This window comes from Eubacterium sulci ATCC 35585 (assembly GCA_001189495.1).
GTDB lineage: Bacteria > Bacillota > Clostridia > Peptostreptococcales > Anaerovoracaceae > Eubacterium_B > Eubacterium_B sulci.
In genome coordinates, this window is sequence record CP012068.1 from 230,970 (window position 1) to 246,852 (window position 15,883).

At 42.5% G+C, this 15,883-nt stretch carries 12 protein-coding genes; 9 read left to right on the top strand and 3 right to left on the bottom strand.

The window, feature by feature from the left end; genetic code table 11:
* The first annotated feature begins 56 nt into the window (after nucleotides 1–56).
* The 8 genes from ADJ67_01065 (at nucleotide 57) to ADJ67_01100 (ending at nucleotide 12,685) form a co-directional block, all read left to right on the top strand.
* On the top strand, nucleotides 57–1,964 hold the full coding sequence (locus tag ADJ67_01065; GenBank protein AKT46429.1) for a hypothetical protein: 1,908 nt from the start codon (nucleotides 57–59) through the stop codon (nucleotides 1,962–1,964).
* Between the two features lie 141 nt (nucleotides 1,965–2,105).
* Nucleotides 2,106–3,047 carry a peptide ABC transporter permease gene (locus ADJ67_01070; protein AKT46430.1) on the top strand — a complete coding sequence of 314 codons (942 nt, stop codon included), beginning with the start codon at nucleotides 2,106–2,108 and terminating at the stop codon, nucleotides 3,045–3,047.
* Nucleotides 3,048–3,073: 26 nt separating this feature from the next.
* A complete protein-coding gene (locus ADJ67_01075) occupies nucleotides 3,074–4,123 on the top strand; it encodes an ABC transporter permease (GenBank protein AKT47615.1) in 1,050 nt (349 codons plus the stop codon).
* 12 nt (nucleotides 4,124–4,135) lie between these two features.
* Nucleotides 4,136–5,203 (top strand): peptide ABC transporter ATP-binding protein, encoded by a 1,068-nt coding sequence (locus tag ADJ67_01080; protein ID AKT46431.1) that lies wholly within the window; start codon nucleotides 4,136–4,138, stop codon nucleotides 5,201–5,203.
* A 1-nt stretch (nucleotide 5,204) separates the two neighbouring features.
* Entirely contained in the window at nucleotides 5,205–6,155 is a 951-nt protein-coding gene (locus tag ADJ67_01085) for a peptide ABC transporter ATP-binding protein (GenBank protein ID AKT46432.1), read from the top strand.
* A 153-nt stretch (nucleotides 6,156–6,308) separates the two neighbouring features.
* A complete protein-coding gene (locus ADJ67_01090; GenBank protein ID AKT46433.1) occupies nucleotides 6,309–8,282 on the top strand; it encodes an excinuclease ABC subunit B in 1,974 nt (657 codons plus the stop codon).
* Between the two features lie 48 nt (nucleotides 8,283–8,330).
* Nucleotides 8,331–11,174 carry an excinuclease ABC subunit A gene (locus tag ADJ67_01095; GenBank protein AKT46434.1) on the top strand — a complete coding sequence of 948 codons (2,844 nt, stop codon included), beginning with the start codon at nucleotides 8,331–8,333 and terminating at the stop codon, nucleotides 11,172–11,174.
* A gap of 74 nt (nucleotides 11,175–11,248) precedes the next feature.
* Nucleotides 11,249–12,685, top strand: a complete 1,437-nt coding sequence (locus ADJ67_01100; GenBank protein AKT46435.1) for a nicotinate phosphoribosyltransferase — start codon at nucleotides 11,249–11,251, stop codon at nucleotides 12,683–12,685.
* A 97-nt stretch (nucleotides 12,686–12,782) separates the two neighbouring features.
* Here the strand turns inward: ADJ67_01100 and ADJ67_01105 are convergent, their stop codons facing one another.
* From ADJ67_01105 to ADJ67_01115, 3 genes are all read right to left on the bottom strand, one after another.
* Nucleotides 12,783–13,043, bottom strand: a complete 261-nt coding sequence (locus tag ADJ67_01105; GenBank protein ID AKT46436.1) for a membrane protein — start codon at nucleotides 13,041–13,043, stop codon at nucleotides 12,783–12,785.
* Between the two features lie 159 nt (nucleotides 13,044–13,202).
* Nucleotides 13,203–14,132, bottom strand: coding sequence for a fructose-bisphosphate aldolase (locus tag ADJ67_01110; protein AKT46437.1), 930 nt, complete (start codon nucleotides 14,130–14,132; stop codon nucleotides 13,203–13,205).
* A 64-nt stretch (nucleotides 14,133–14,196) separates the two neighbouring features.
* The gene (locus ADJ67_01115) at nucleotides 14,197–14,706 is read right to left on the bottom strand and encodes a hypothetical protein (protein ID AKT46438.1); all 510 of its coding nucleotides are present in this window, start codon (nucleotides 14,704–14,706) and stop codon (nucleotides 14,197–14,199) included.
* A gap of 106 nt (nucleotides 14,707–14,812) precedes the next feature.
* On the opposite strand from ADJ67_01115, the gene ADJ67_01120 reads away from it, so the two are divergent.
* The gene (locus ADJ67_01120; protein AKT47616.1) at nucleotides 14,813–15,835 is read left to right on the top strand and encodes a hypothetical protein; all 1,023 of its coding nucleotides are present in this window, start codon (nucleotides 14,813–14,815) and stop codon (nucleotides 15,833–15,835) included.
* The last annotated feature ends 48 nt before the right edge of the window (nucleotides 15,836–15,883 follow it).

The following is a 15,883-nucleotide window of genomic DNA, read 5'->3' on the forward strand; positions in this document are numbered from 1 at the left end:
ATACCACCTAATAAATCTAAACGCTAGTAAGACGAATGTTTGTAGGAGGCAAAAGAATGAAGAAAAAGATTTTTGTGACGCTAGTCAGCGTACTTCTTGTAGCTGGCGTGCTGACCGCTTGTGGAGGCGGAAGCAACGATTCAGGAAAAACTGAATTCAGATCACTGTATTCATCTGACGTAACAACGCTGAACTACCTCAACACAACACTTACCGGAGATATGGGTATCCCGGCAAACACGCAGGAATGGTTGATTCAGTATGACTCAACAGGACATATTAAGCCAGCACTTGCAGAGAAGTGGGAAACATCTAAGGACGGAAAGACTTGGACATTTAAGCTTCGTAAGGGCGTTAAGTGGTATAATTCTGCACACGAGGAAATGGGTGAAGTTAAGGCTCAGGACTTTGTAAACTCAGCAGAATATGCACTAAAGTGTGATGCGGCAGCAGCATACATGTTCCCATCGGCAAAGATTAAGAACACAGACGCAGGTTCTGAGGCATTGCTAAACGGAACAGTTAAGTGGAAGGACGTAGGAATCAAGGCTAAGGATGACTACACTCTAGTATTTACACTAGATGCAGAGTGCCCATATTTCCTATCATGCTTAACATATGGATGCTTTGCACCAGCTTCATCAGATATGCTAAAGCAGTTTGGTGATTGGAATAAGCGCGAAAAGTGGACAGCAGAGGATTGGAACAAGTTCTCAGAGGCTCTTGACGGTGTAAGTGCTGAGCAGCTTTGGTACTGTGGTGCATACTATTTAAGCGAATACAGCGCAGGTGAGAAGTATGTAATGCAGAAGAATCCAGACTACTTTGAGGCTGATCAGGTTTACATTGAGACAATCACAGATACATATAATGCAGAAGCTGCAACACTTTCAGGTGAGATGTATCAGAGAGGCGAGCTCGAGCAGGCAACAATTACAAATACAATGGCTAAGAGCTGGTCGCAGAATGATAAGACAAAGGATTTATTCCACCCTACAAGAGTAACTCCAGACTATAGCTACTTCTTCTCATTCCAGTTTGATCCTAAGTTTGATGAGAAATACGAGCCAGAGAATTGGAAGATAGCAGTAAATAATGAAAACTTCCGTAAGTCATTGTTCTACGGAATGAATAGACTCGGTGCTAAGAAGATTTCTAACGAGAATAATGCAGAGGCTTTGGTACTAAATACAATTACACCGGCAAACTTCGTCTCAGCTGACGGAACAGACTATACACAGCAGAAGGAATTTAAGGACCTAGCAGTTAATAAGGATGGCGTTGATGCATACTTTAACGAAGATAAGGCTAAGGAATATGCAGCAAAGGCAAAGAAGGAGCTACAAGCTTCAGGTGCTACACTTCCAGTTAAGGTTCTAATGGTATACAATCCAGCAGTTGCTGACTGGGATTCAGAATGCACATACTTAGAAAAGCAACTTGAAGGGCTACTTGGAACAGACTATATAGATGTAGTTCTTGAGCAGGGTCCTACACAGAGCTTCCTAACAAACATTAGAAGAAGCAACAAGTTCGGATTCATGAAGAACAACTATGGATGCGACTATGCGGATCCGCTAACATATGCAGATCCTTTCGGTAAGGATAACTCATACGGACGCGAATACATGAGTACAGATGCATCAACAAAGGCAATCATGGATGAGTACTACAAGCAGATAGATACTGCTAATAAGATTACAGATCCAAACAAGCTTGCCGAAAGATATGAGGCATTTGCAAAGGCAGAAGCTATTTTGATAGACCATGCTATGGTAGTCCCTTATGGACTAGATGCAGGATATACAGCATCTTATCTAGATCCATTTGAAGGCGCTTATGCACCTTATGGTGTAGCATCGCTCAGATACAAGGGCATGCACATCCTAGAGAAACCTCTCAATACTAAGGAATTTGAGAAGAAGCTAAAGACATGGGAAAAAGAGCTTACTGAAAAAGAGTAATTTATTGAGAGAGCTTTCAAAATGAATTAGCGTGATTATTGGTGTTAATATAGCCAGAGGGATTATGTCTCTCTGGCTATTATTAGATGTAAAAATTGACATAATAAACTGACACAAATTTTAAGGATGGGAGGCTTATAAATGGCTTCATATTTGACAAAACGAATCCTACGTTCCTTTATAACTCTATTTATCGTATGTACGATAGTATTCTGTTTGTTAAGGCTCATGCCAATCGAAGGATATTTTAATAACTTTGATAAACTTACAGAATCACAAGTACAGAGACAGCTAGAGATGAAGGGCCTAAAGGATCCACTACCTGTACAACTTGGACACTTCTATAAGGATTTGATTCACGGTGATTTGGGAAAATCAAACCGTTATCGTCCTGGTGTAGAAATCACAAAGATTCTGGCAGATAAGATTCCAGTATCAATGTGGCTTGGTGCGATTTCTCTTGTTATCTCACTTTTGCTAGGCATTCCACTAGGAAGGGTTATGGCACGCTACAAGGGAAGAATTCCTGACCATCTTGGAACTATATTTATCGTGCTTATTAACGCGGTTCCAGCGGTGGTATACTACTTGTTCATTCAAATGTATGGAACAAGTATTTTAGGAATCCCGATATTATTTACACGAGGTAAATGGATTACATATATATTGCCTGTATTCTCTTTGGCCTTAGGAAATATCTCATACTATGCGATGTGGTTAAGAAGATATATGATAGACGAGAGCAATAAGGATTATGTGAAACTTGCAGTTGCAAAGGGCATGAAATCTAGGGATGTTATGAATAAGCAGATTTTCAGAAATGCCTTTGTTCCACTTATCCAATATATACCGACATCATTTTTATTGACACTGGTAGGATCAATCTATATCGAGTCTCTATATTCGATTCCAGGTATGGGTGGACTTCTTGTAAAGAGCATTCAGGGTCAGGACAATACCATTGTCCAAGCGTTAGTTTTGATTTACTCAGCACTAAGTATCGCAGGACTAATCATAGGTGATATTATGATGACTATGATTGACCCAAGAATTTCATTTAGCAAGAAGGGAGGTGCTCGTTAATGAACAAGTTTTCAATTAAGGATCATATGTCCAAGAATTTAGAAGACAAAGCTTCGGAGGCCCTTGCTAAGGAACTTGACCGTATCGAGAGTGGTGGACTAGGCGATGCACCTGTCACGGAAGGAAAGATAGATGGAGCTAAGATGTCAGACGCTGAAAAATTCAGCTTTGCAGTACATGACCTTAGAGATTCAGAGAGACTGGGCTTTAAGGGCTACTCCTACTGGCGTTCGACATTTAATACGTTCTTACACAGAAAGGTAGCTGTTGCATTTTTGATTATAATGTTTGCCTTGTTAGCATTTACATTTATTCAGCCATTGCTACCTGGACAGGCAAAGCCAAACGATGTATTTTTCTATCCTAACGGAAGTGCTATGAGTAACCAGCAGCCTGGTGCAAAGTTCATATTTGGTACTAACAACGCAGGTCAAGACCTGTGGTCACGTATATGGGCAGGAACTAGAACCTCACTATTTATAGGATTTGTCGTAGCATTAGTTGAAGCAGTTGTTGGTATCACAATTGGACTTCTTTGGGGTTATGTCAGAAAGCTCGATTTCTTCTTCACAGAGCTGTGGAATATCTTTGACAATGTACCTCAGACAATAGTTCTTGTACTTCTTGCTTATGTAATGGATAGAAGTATATTTACTTTGATATTTGCAATGAGTATCACTGGATGGCTTTCCATGGCGCTATTTATCAGAAATCAGATTTTGATGATACGAGATCGAGACTACAATTTGGCTTCCAGATGTTTGGGAACTCCTATCTATAGGATTATTCTAAAGAATCTATTGCCATACATTGTTTCGGTTATCATGCTGAGAATGGCTTTGACAATTCCTGGAGCTATCAGTAACGAAGTGTTCGTAACATACATAGGTCTTGGATTGCCAGCAGATGTGCCTTCACTAGGTAACCTAGTTAACTCGGGCCGTACGCTTATGATGAGTCCAAATCTAAGATATCAGCTCATATTCCCAACGGCAGTTCTGTCGCTGATAACTATAGCTTTCTATGTTATAGGTAATGCGTTCTCAGACTCTGCAGACCCAAGAAATCACAGGTAGGAGGTGGATTTGATGGATAGTATGGATAACAACGTAGTATTGTCAATTGATGATCTCCATGTAAAATTCAGCCTCAGAGGTGATACTCTCAATGTAATTAGAGGTATTAGCCTTGATATTCACAGAGGTGAGAGCATTGCCATAGTAGGAGAGTCTGGCTCAGGTAAATCTGTATTTACAAAGACCTTCCTAGGAATGCTGGATTCAAATGGTAGAATAGATTCAGGACATATCTATTTTAGGGATAAAGATAAGGATGGAAACGAAAATGTCGTTGACCTTGCAACATATGCAACCGAGAAAGAGTGGTTGACAATTAGAGGAAAGCAGATTGCAATGATTATGCAAGATCCTATGACCTCGCTCAATCCGCTTAAGACTATAGGACATCAGCTCGAGGAGACAGTACTTCTTCACCGAGACGTAAGCAAGGAAGAGGCGCACAAGAGGGCGGTAGAGCTTTTGACGGACGTTGGTATAAATGATCCTGAGAGACGTTGCAAACAGTATCCTCATGAATTTTCGGGAGGTATGAGACAGCGTGTAGTAATCGCTATTGCGCTTGCCTGTGACCCAAGAGTTTTGATTTGTGACGAGCCGACAACAGCGCTTGACGTAACAATCCAAGCTCAGATACTTAAGCTTATACGCACACTTCAGCAGAAACTTGAGCTGACAACTATCTATATCACTCACGACCTCGGCGTAGTTGCTAATGTTGCAGATAGAATTGCTGTAATGTATGCTGGTGATATAATTGAAGTTGGAAAGTGCGAGGAAATTTTCTATAATGCAAAGCACCCATACACATGGGCATTGCTAAGCTCACTGCCTCAACTAGGAATCAAAGGAGAGGACCTCTATTCAATCACAGGCACGCCTCCTAATCTGTTGCAGGAAATCAAAGGTGATGCTTTTGCACCTCGTAATCCATATGCTTTGAATATTGACTTTATTGAGAGGCCGCCATTCTTTGATGTCAGCCCAACTCATAAAGCTAGAACATGGCTGTTGGACCCACGAGCACCTAAGATAGATCCACCTGAAGCTGTGCAAAGACTTGCAGAGAGGAGGCTGTAATATGAGCGAAAAAGAGAAGAAAGACAAAAAGGTTCTCGTTGACGTTCGTGACCTAACAGTTCAGTTCGGATCACGCAAGAATCCATTTACGGCTGTAGATAAGGCGAGCTTCCAGATATACAAGGGTGAGACTTTTGGTTTGGTTGGTGAGTCCGGCTCTGGTAAGACGACAATTGGACGTGCCATCATACGCATTAACCCTACGGCTAGTGGAGAGATTATCTATGATGGGGAGCGCATAAGTGGTAAGATTTCTAAAGCAAAGGACAAAGAGGTAACCCGCAAGATTCAGATGATTTTCCAGGATCCTATGGCTTCACTGAACGAACGTGCAAAGGTTGACTATATCATTGCAGAAGGACTTCTAAACCTACCTAAGAAGCTCAGCAAGCAAGAGCGTAACAGAATAATCTCAGAGGCTTTAGATTCTGTAGGACTCCTGCCTGAGTTTGCAAGCAGATTTCCACACGAATTCTCGGGTGGTCAGAGGCAGCGTATAGGTATAGCTAGAGCTATGGTTATGAATCCTGAGTTCATTATTGCGGACGAGCCTATCTCAGCGCTTGACGTTTCAATCAGAGCACAGGTTCTAAACCTGATGGCGAAGTTGCAGAGGGAGATGGGACTCACATATCTGTTCATTTCACATGACCTCTCAGTTATGAGATTTATATGCGACAGAATATGTGTAATTCACAAGGGAGTTCTCGTTGAACTTGCAGAGACTGAGGAGCTTTTCGCACACCCTATGCACCCTTATACGCAGGCACTGCTTTCGGCTATACCAATGCCAGATCCAGAGCGTGAGAAACAGAAGGTGCTAAAGGTTTACGATCCTTCACAGCACGACTACTCAACCGATAAGCCAAAGTGGATGGAAATTAGACCTGATCACTTTGTTTGGGCTAACGAAGCTGAGTTTGCAAAGTATCAAGAGGAGCTAAACAAATAAAAGTTATTTAAGGAGTCGGTTTGACCGGCTCCTATTTTGATGTAAAAAAAGAACATATGTTGCAAAAAATGTGCTAAGGATTTATAATCAAAGCTATGAAATTGGTGTATAAGTACTTAGTGCACTTTAGATAGATGAAAGGAATTTAGCTTTATGTCAGGGTTTAAGCTCGTTTCGGAATTTGCTCCGACTGGGGATCAGCCACAGGCGATAGAAAAATTGGTAAAGGCTTTCAGAAGCGGCAAGAAGGCGCAGACTCTTCTTGGTGTTACTGGATCAGGAAAGACTTTTACTATGGCGAATGTCATCAAGGAACTAAATCGTCCTACTTTGATAATCAGCCATAATAAGACGCTTGCAGCTCAGCTTCACGGGGAGTTTAAGGAGTTCTTCCCTGAGAATGCGGTTGAGTACTTCGTTTCATACTATGATTACTACCAGCCAGAGGCCTATGTTCCTTCGACAGATACATATATCGAGAAAGATTCAGATATCAATGCAGAGATTGAGAAGCTAAGGCATAGTGCGACTGCGGCGCTTTCAGAGAGACGCGATGTCATCATAGTTGCCAGCGTTTCTTGCATATACGGTCTAGGTAGCCCGCTTGATTACGAGAATCAGGTTCTTTCGCTGCGCCCAGGTATGGAAAAATCGCGCAAGGATATTTTGATGAAGCTAGTCGACATTCAGTACATGCGTAACGATGTTGATTTTGACCGAGGAACATTTCGCGTTAGAGGTGATATCATAGATATTTTTCCTGCTGGTGCTGACCATGCGGTGAGAATTGAGCTGTTTGGTGACGAGATAGAGACCATCAAGGAGCTGAATCCTTTGACTGGTGAAATTATCGGACTCAGAAATCACGTGGCGATTTACCCTGCATCTCACTACGTTACATCAAAGGAGAACATGGAGAGGGCTCTCGTTACGATAGAGCAGGAGCTAGAGGACAGAATCAAGTGGTTTAAGGATAGGGGAAAGCTTCTTGAGGCTCAGAGAATTGAGCAGAGAACTAGGTATGATATGGAGATGCTCAGAGAGGTCGGAACCTGTAAAGGTATAGAGAACTATTCGAGACACATAAACGGCCTTGAGGCAGGTGCTAGACCATATACTTTGATAGACTATTTCCCAGATGACTTCATCACGATTATAGATGAGTCGCATGTTATGTTGCCACAGCTTAGGGCGATGTATGCCGGTGACCGCTCGAGAAAGAGCTCGCTCGTGGAGTACGGATTCCGCCTTCCTTCAGCGCTGGACAACAGACCTTTGCAGTTTGATGAGTGGGAAGGTCTAATTCATCAGATAATGTTCTGTAGTGCAACACCTGCAGCTTACGAAAAGGAGCAGTCCGAGGGAATTACAGCTGAGCAGGTTATTAGACCGACGGGTCTTCTCGATCCGCCTATAGATATTAGACCTACTGAGAATCAGATTGACGATATCATAGGTGAATTAAACGCTGTTGTGAAGAAGGGTGAGAGAGCATTCATCACCACTTTGACGAAGAAGATGGCAGAGGGTCTAACGGAGTACCTACAGAAGGCAGGCATCAAAGTGAGGTATCTGCACTCGGAGATTGATACGCTTGAGCGTCTTGAGATTATCAGGGATTTGAGACTTGGTGTTTTTGATGTATTGGTTGGAATCAATCTTCTCAGAGAGGGTCTTGATATTCCTGAGGTATCGCTTGTGGCGATTTTGGATGCTGATAAGGAAGGCTTCCTGAGAACAGAGACTTCTTTGATTCAGACCATAGGGCGTGCTGCGAGAAATGTGGACGGCAGAGTTATCATGTACGCTGATCATATTAGCAGGGCTATGCAGGCAGCAATTGACGAAACGGATAGACGTAGAGGGATTCAGTCGGCATATAATGAAGAGCATGGAATCACGCCTAAGAGCGTTTCTAAGTCAGTTAGAGATGTTATTGAAGCGACCAAGCAGGCTGATGGCGAGGAGAACTATAAGGGTAAGAAGGCTTCTGAGCTTACTACTAAGGAACTTAAGGCTCTGGTTAAGAAGCTTGAGGCAGAGATGAAGCAGGCTGCTAAGGATTTGCAATTTGAACGTGCAGCCGAGCTTAGAGATATTGTATTTGAGTATAAGTCAAGGCTATAGGCTTTGATGTAGATTAAAGATATTTATGGGATGGAAGGGATTTTGTAAATGCAAAACGAGATATATATAAAGGGTGCGAGAGCAAACAACCTTAGAAATATAGATTTGAAGATACCGCGCGACAAGATGGTTGTGCTTACGGGTCTTTCAGGCTCCGGAAAGTCATCGCTAGCCTTTGATACGATTTATGCGGAGGGACAGCGTCGTTATGTTGAGAGCCTTTCTTCATACGCAAGACAGTTTCTCGGACAGATGGAAAAGCCAGATGTCGAGTTCATAGAGGGACTTTCTCCAGCGATTTCCATAGACCAAAAGACGACGAGCAAGAACCCGCGCTCAACCGTTGGAACAGTGACGGAGATTCACGACTATTTGAGACTTCTTTATGCGAGGATTGGAGTGCCACACTGTCATATTTGCGGACGTGAGATTAGCAGTCAGAGCGTGGACCAGATTGTCGATGCTTTGATGGAATATGAAGAAGGAACCAAGTTGATTCTTCTCGCCCCTGTTGTGAGAGGCAGAAAAGGTCAGCATGAGAAGCTCATAGATAGAATAAGGCGTGAAGGTTTCACGAGAGTTAGAATTGACGGCGAGTTATACCAAATCAATGAAGAGGAAATCAAGCTCGAGAAAAACAACAAGCACAATATTGAAATTGTCATAGATAGAATTGTTATCAAGGACGGACAGCAGGGAAGAATCTCAGAGGCTGTGGAACTTGCCATTAAAGAGGGTGAGGGTCTTGTACTAGCACAACTTGGAACTGGTGAGGATAGCAAGGAGAGAATGTTTTCAACAAAGCTAGCCTGCCCAGACCATGGTATTGGAATCGAGGAGCTAGAGCCTAGAACCTTCTCGTTTAACAATCCATTTGGCGCATGTCCTGTTTGTAATGGTATCGGATTTACCGAAAAGGTAGATGAAAAGGCGATTATCAAAGAGGATGAGAGCATAGAAGAAGGTGCTTTGAGCCGTATTTTTGCAACGATGCAGTTCACAAAGTACTACTGGGACGTCATCAGGATTTTAGCAGAGATGCATAAGGTTGACCTAAGCACCCCTTTCAAGGATCTGCCTAAGAAGTTCAAGGATGAGCTTCTCTACGGAACGGGTGACCGCAAGCTGAAGTATGAGCTGACAAGTAATCGAGGCAAAGTTCAGCAGAGGGAACATACCTTTGAGGGGCTTATTGTAAATCTTGAGAGACGCTATCGTGAATCGAATTCTGATTTGATGAAGGAGTGGATGGGCAAGTTCATGACCGTTCACAAGTGTGAGGCATGTCAGGGCAAGAGGCTTAGACCTGAGGTTTTGGCAGTCACTGTCGGAGGAAAGAATATAGCGGAGCTTTCGGATTTACCGGTACGCGATGCTCTCAGCTTTATCGAAAATCTTGAGCTCAGCGAAAAGGACATGCTTATCGCAAGGCAGATTGTAAAGGAGATTAAAGAGAGACTTTCATTTCTCGTCAATGTAGGTCTAGACTATTTGACACTATCTCGATCGGCGGGAACCCTATCAGGCGGTGAGTCTCAGAGAATAAGACTTGCGACCCAGATAGGCTCTAGTCTTGTCGGCGTGCTATATATACTAGATGAACCTAGCATAGGGCTACATCAAAGGGATAATGACAAGCTTTTAGCAACGCTAAGGCGGCTTACTGATATCGGAAATACTTTGATTGTTGTAGAGCACGATGAGGATACCATGTATGCGGCTGACCAGATTGTGGATATTGGGCCAGGAGCAGGAATTCACGGCGGTGAGGTCGTGGCTCAGGGTACTGCAGAGGAAATCAAAGCAAATCCGAACTCTATCACAGGGCAGTATCTGTCAGGAGCAAAGAAAATAGAACTGCCAGAACATCGAAGAGAAGGTAATGGCAAATTAATTACAATTAAAGGTGCGCGTGCAAACAACCTAAAGAATCTCGATGTAGATATTCCTTTAGGAGAGTTTGTTTGTGTGACGGGTGTTTCGGGATCAGGCAAGAGCAGCCTAATTAACGAAATCCTCAACAAAGGAGCTTCAGCGATAATCAACCGCACTCATGCAAATGCGGGCGAGCACGAGGCTATCTTGGGTCTTGAGAACATAGATAAGGTCATAGACATAGACCAAAGCCCGATTGGAAGAACTCCACGCTCAAATCCAGCTACATACACTGGAATGTTTACCAAGATAAGAGATCTATTTGCAGCATTGCCAGAGGCAAAGATGCGAGGCTTTGGCAAAGGCAGATTCAGCTTCAATGTAAAGGGCGGACGTTGTGAGGCGTGTAGTGGCGATGGAATAATCAAGATAGAGATGCACTTCTTGCCAGATGTCTATGTTCCTTGTGAGGTCTGTGGTGGAAAGAGGTATAACAGAGAGACCCTTGAGGTAAAATACAAGGGAAAGAGTATCTTTGATGTGCTAAATATGAGCGTAGATGAGGGAGTAGAGTTCTTCAAAAACATTCCAAGCATAATGCGTCACCTAAAGACGCTTCAAGACGTGGGGCTAGGATATATCAAAATCGGACAGCCTTCGACACAGCTTTCAGGTGGAGAGGCACAGCGAATAAAGCTTGCTACAGAGCTATCAAAGAGAAGCACCGGAAACACACTTTATATATTGGATGAGCCGACAACAGGACTTCATTTTGCCGATGTTGATAAACTGGTATCAGTGCTCCAGCAGCTAGTCGATGCCGGAAACACAGTAGTTGTAATTGAACACAATCTAGAAGTAATCAAGTGTGCTGACCACATAATCGACCTTGGACCAGAGGGTGGTGACAAGGGTGGACAGATAGTTTTCAGCGGAACGCCTGAAGAAATAGTAAACTGCAAGCAAAGTTATACGGGGCACTATCTAAAGCCACTTTTGAACAAAAATGGGGATTAAGGTTGAAATAACGACTATTTTTGTTACAATATATCTGACTAACTAATGTAATTGTTAAACGTAGAGGTATCAAAATGTTTAAAACAATGAATCTGACAATGCTTACAGACTTTTATGAAATAACCATGGCTAATGGTTATTTGGAGGCAGGAATAGAGGACGAAATCGCGTATTTCGACATGTTTTTCCGCAAGGTGCCAGACGGTGGCGGATTCGCTATCATGGCCGGCATTGAGCAGGTTGTAGATTATCTTGATAATCTAAAATTCACAGAAGAAGATATAGAGTACCTTAGATCTAAAGGTAGTTTCTGCGAGGAGTTCCTCGAGTATCTTCGTAACTTCAAGTTCAGCTGCGATGTGTGGGCAGTTCCAGAGGGAACACCAATTTTTCCACATGAGCCGATCTTGACAGTAAGAGGTCCTGTTATGCAGGCACAGTTCGTAGAGACTATGATACTACTGATTGTAAACCACCAGAGCCTCGTTGCAACAAAGGCAAGTAGAATTGTTAGAGCAGCGCAGGGAAGACCGGTTCTAGAGTTTGGTACAAGAAGATCTCACGGTCCTTCAGCAGCAGTATACGGGGCAAGAGCCGCTTATATAGGTGGATGTGCAGGTACAGCATGTACGATAGCTGACAGAGACTATGGCATCAAAGCGCTCGGAACAATGGCGCATAGCTGGGTTCAGATGTTCCCATCTGAGTACGAAGCATTCAAGAAATACGCTGAGATTTATCCAGAAAATTGCGTTCTGCTTGTAGACACATATAATGTCCTCAAGTCTGGTGTCCCAAATGCAATCAAGGTATTCAAAGAGATAAAGCCAGCAAAGATGGGCATCAGAATCGATAGTGGTGATATGACATATCTAACAAAACATGCTCGTAAGATGCTTGACGACGCGGGCTTGCAAGATTGTCAGATTACCGTAAGTAACTCTTTAGACGAGTACATCATTAGAGATGTAATACTTGAAGGAGCACAGATTGACGCCTTTGGTGTTGGAGAAAGACTAATAACATCAAAGTCTGAACCAGTCTTTGGTGGAGTATATAAGCTCGTAGCGCTAGAGAAAAACGGAGTTACAATACCTAAGATTAAGGTATCTGAGAACGTTGAGAAAATTACAAATCCGGGATTTAAGACTCTTTATCGTTTGACAGACAAGACAAGCGGTAAAGTTCTAGCAGACGTTATGACTGTTGATGGGGAGACTATTGAAGAAGTTGATGGATACGAGATCTTTGACCCTAAGGCTGTTTGGAAGCGCAAGAAGTTAAGCAACTTCGAGGCTAAGAATCTTCGTGTTCAGCTCTTTGACAAGGGTAAGAATGTGCATAAGTCACGCAGTGTGGAAGAAATCAAGGAATATTGCATGAATCAGATTGACACACTTTGGGATGAGATGCTTAGATTTGAAAATCCACAGACATACTACGTTGACCTTTCACAGAAGCTATACGATATGAAGCAAGCTCTAATTAAGGAGCTTCACCTAGAAGGCTAGGATGCTTTGATAAGTGAATACAAGAAAAATACCCTTTGGCCGAGATTAACTGGTCAAAGGGTTTTCTAGTGTAAAAGCAAATATTCAAATTTACTTATTAGAAAATTGATGTCAAAACAGCAAGGAATCCAAACACGATTCCTGGAGCGTTTGCAACCATGATAGGATAATCTCTCTTTTCCTTAAAAAATCCGTAGGCAAACCACACTATGCAGTTAAATGTTGCAGCTAGGGGTTGAACAAATCCACTCTTATTTCCATCTAGATTTCCCATGATTACGAAGACATATGAAACGTACATTACTATTGATAGGCAAGTTCCCATCCAGCCTAGAATTGCGACTTTCTTCTGATCCATATCATTTACTCCTTTTCTATTCTTATCAAAATATACCTAATTTGATTTACAACAAAGATTGGTCAATTATATTAAAAAGATATATAGCTGTCAATATTTACAGATAAAAAAACAAGGAGAAAATTGCCCCTTGTTTAATGTCTATTAAAAAGTTCTAAACTATCTCTGGTTGCTTGCGTTTAGCACATTCTTAATCTTATGCTGAACCATCTTTGTAATCGCATCGCGTCCAGGTCCTAGATACTTACGTGGGTCAAACTCTGCAGGATTCTCTATCAAAACGCGACGAATCTCAGCTGTCATAGCAAGTCTCAAATCTGTATCGATGTTAACCTTGCAGATTCCGTACTTAGTGGATTCTCTAATCATCTCTTCAGGGACACCCTGTGCTCCTGGAATCTGTCCACCAAACTCGTTGCAACGGTCCACGAATTCCTTCAAAACTGAAGATGCTCCGTGTAGAACAAGCGGTGTGTCTGGAAGAAGGCTGTGAATCTTCTTTAGTCTCTCGTAGTCGAGGTAAGGCTCGCCTGTGAACTTGTAAGCACCGTGGCTTGTACCGATTGCGATAGCAAGTGAATCAACGCCTGTGCGCTCTACGAATTCAACTGCTTCGTCAGGGTCGGTAAATGTAGCGGAGCGTGCATCAACTTTGATGTTATCTTCTACTCCAGCTAGCTTGCCGAGCTCAGCCTCTACTACAACACCGTGAGCGTGTGCGTACTCAACAACCTGCTTTGTCAAAGCAATATTCTCTTCGAATGGGTGCTTTGATCCGTCAATCATAACAGATGTGAAACCGTCGTCGATGCACTTCTTGCATATATCAAAATCTTCTCCGTGGTCGAGGTGCAGTGCGATATCAAGACCTGTGTCTTCGATAGCAGCTTCTACAAGCTTTAGCAGGTATGCAGGCTTTGCGTACTTACGTGCGCCAGCAGAAACCTGAAGAATCAAAGGTGCGTTCTCTATGCTTGCCGCATCTACGATACCCTGAATGATTTCCATGTTGTTCACATTGAATGCGCCTACTGCATAGTCGTTCACTAATGCTTTCTTAAACATCTCTTTTGTTGTTATAAGTGCCATTGTACTCCTCCCTTAAAATAACCGCGTGCCAATGGCGACGCGGAGACTTGAGCCTGAACTGAGGCTATTTAGATAACACTGCTTTTATGATGTCAGACTGTGATTCGCCTGCATCGAATTTGTAGGTTCCTGGGATAATTGATGTAGGGTCTAGACCAAGCTGCTCTGACAAAGCAGCAAAATCGTCATACGACTTAAAAAGACCTGCCTCAACTAGTCCGGCAACTGCATCTGTAGCTGTTCCTGATGGAACCTTAACTGACATATTGTTCTTAAGGACTCCGTCCTTCCAAATAGTTCCGTCCTCTACGGTACTCTTTTCGGAGTTATTTTTATCGTTGTCCTTCTTGTCCTTATCAGATTTCTCGTTCTTCTTGTCCTTATCCTTGGATGTGTCCTTAGCCTTGGTATCCTCAGTCTTCTGGCTAGTCTGAACGGTCTGAGCAGCGACTGTCTTTGGATAACGCATTATTATATCGACGCGCCACAGAATCAAAAAAGCTGCAATAGCTAGAATGCCGAGCACGATGACTATGTCATTGAAATTATAGAAAAAATCCTTTAACCTTTTCAAAATGCTTGCCTCCTAAAATTCTTAGAGTTACTTATAATTTATCATATTTCACAGTTTTACACAAATACATTTTGCATAAGGTTTGGGGATGGTATATAATTATTTTGTGAAGATAATAGGAATAAATGATAACGAATCCGGCCAAAGACTGGACCGTTTTTTACGAAAATATTTGAATAATGCACCGCTTTCTCGAATATATAAGGCGATACGAAAGGACATCAAGATCAACGGCAAAAGATGTAAGGAAGACTACATCTTACAGGTTGGAGACGAGATGTCACTTTACATATCAGACGATGAGCTGGCTTCCTTAACTAAGGAAAAACCACGCAATAGAGCAAAGCGACAGTTTACTGTAGTCTATGAGGATGCGCACATCATCGCGGTAAGCAAGCCTTTTGGGCTTCTTACTCATGGAGATAGTTTTGAGAAGAAAAACCATTTGGCAAACCAGGTCGTAGACTATTTGATAGAAAAGGGTGATTATGACCCACGCGTGGAGAAATCCTTTACTCCAGCACCTGTTAATCGCCTTGACAGAAATACGACTGGCATAGTGCTCTTTGGTAAAAATGCACAGTCCCTAAGGGAGCTGAACAAGCATATTAGGGAGCGAGGAAGCATAGAGAAGTTCTACATGACGATAGTCAAGGGCGAGCTCAGAGAGAAGCTCCACTTACAGGATTTCATGGTCAAGGATAGGGAGAAAAACCTCGCTTCCATCGTAAGTGAGAAGCAGGCTGCTCGCATGGGAGGCAAGGCTCTCAGCATGGAGACCTTTGTTGAACCAGTGGAGTCATGCAATGGCTACACATTAGTGAAGGTGCAGATAGTAACCGGAAGAACACACCAGATAAGACTTCATATGTCCAAGGCAGGTTATCCTGTAATCGGCGATGTTAAGTATGGTGACAAGAAGGTAAATCAGTTTGTGTCACGTAAATTTTCACTAAACACACAGTTACTTCACGCATATGAGTTAAAATTTTTGATAGAGGATGGAACTTTGTCATATATGAATGGCAAGGTTTTGACATGTGAATTGCCTGAAGAATTTCAGAGGATATATAGAGGGTTACTTAGGGAGAAAGATGGAAAAAGAATCCAAAATCGAGAACAAATTTAATACTCAGGAAGTGCCAGATCTCAAGGAATACCTGAAGAATGAACCTCC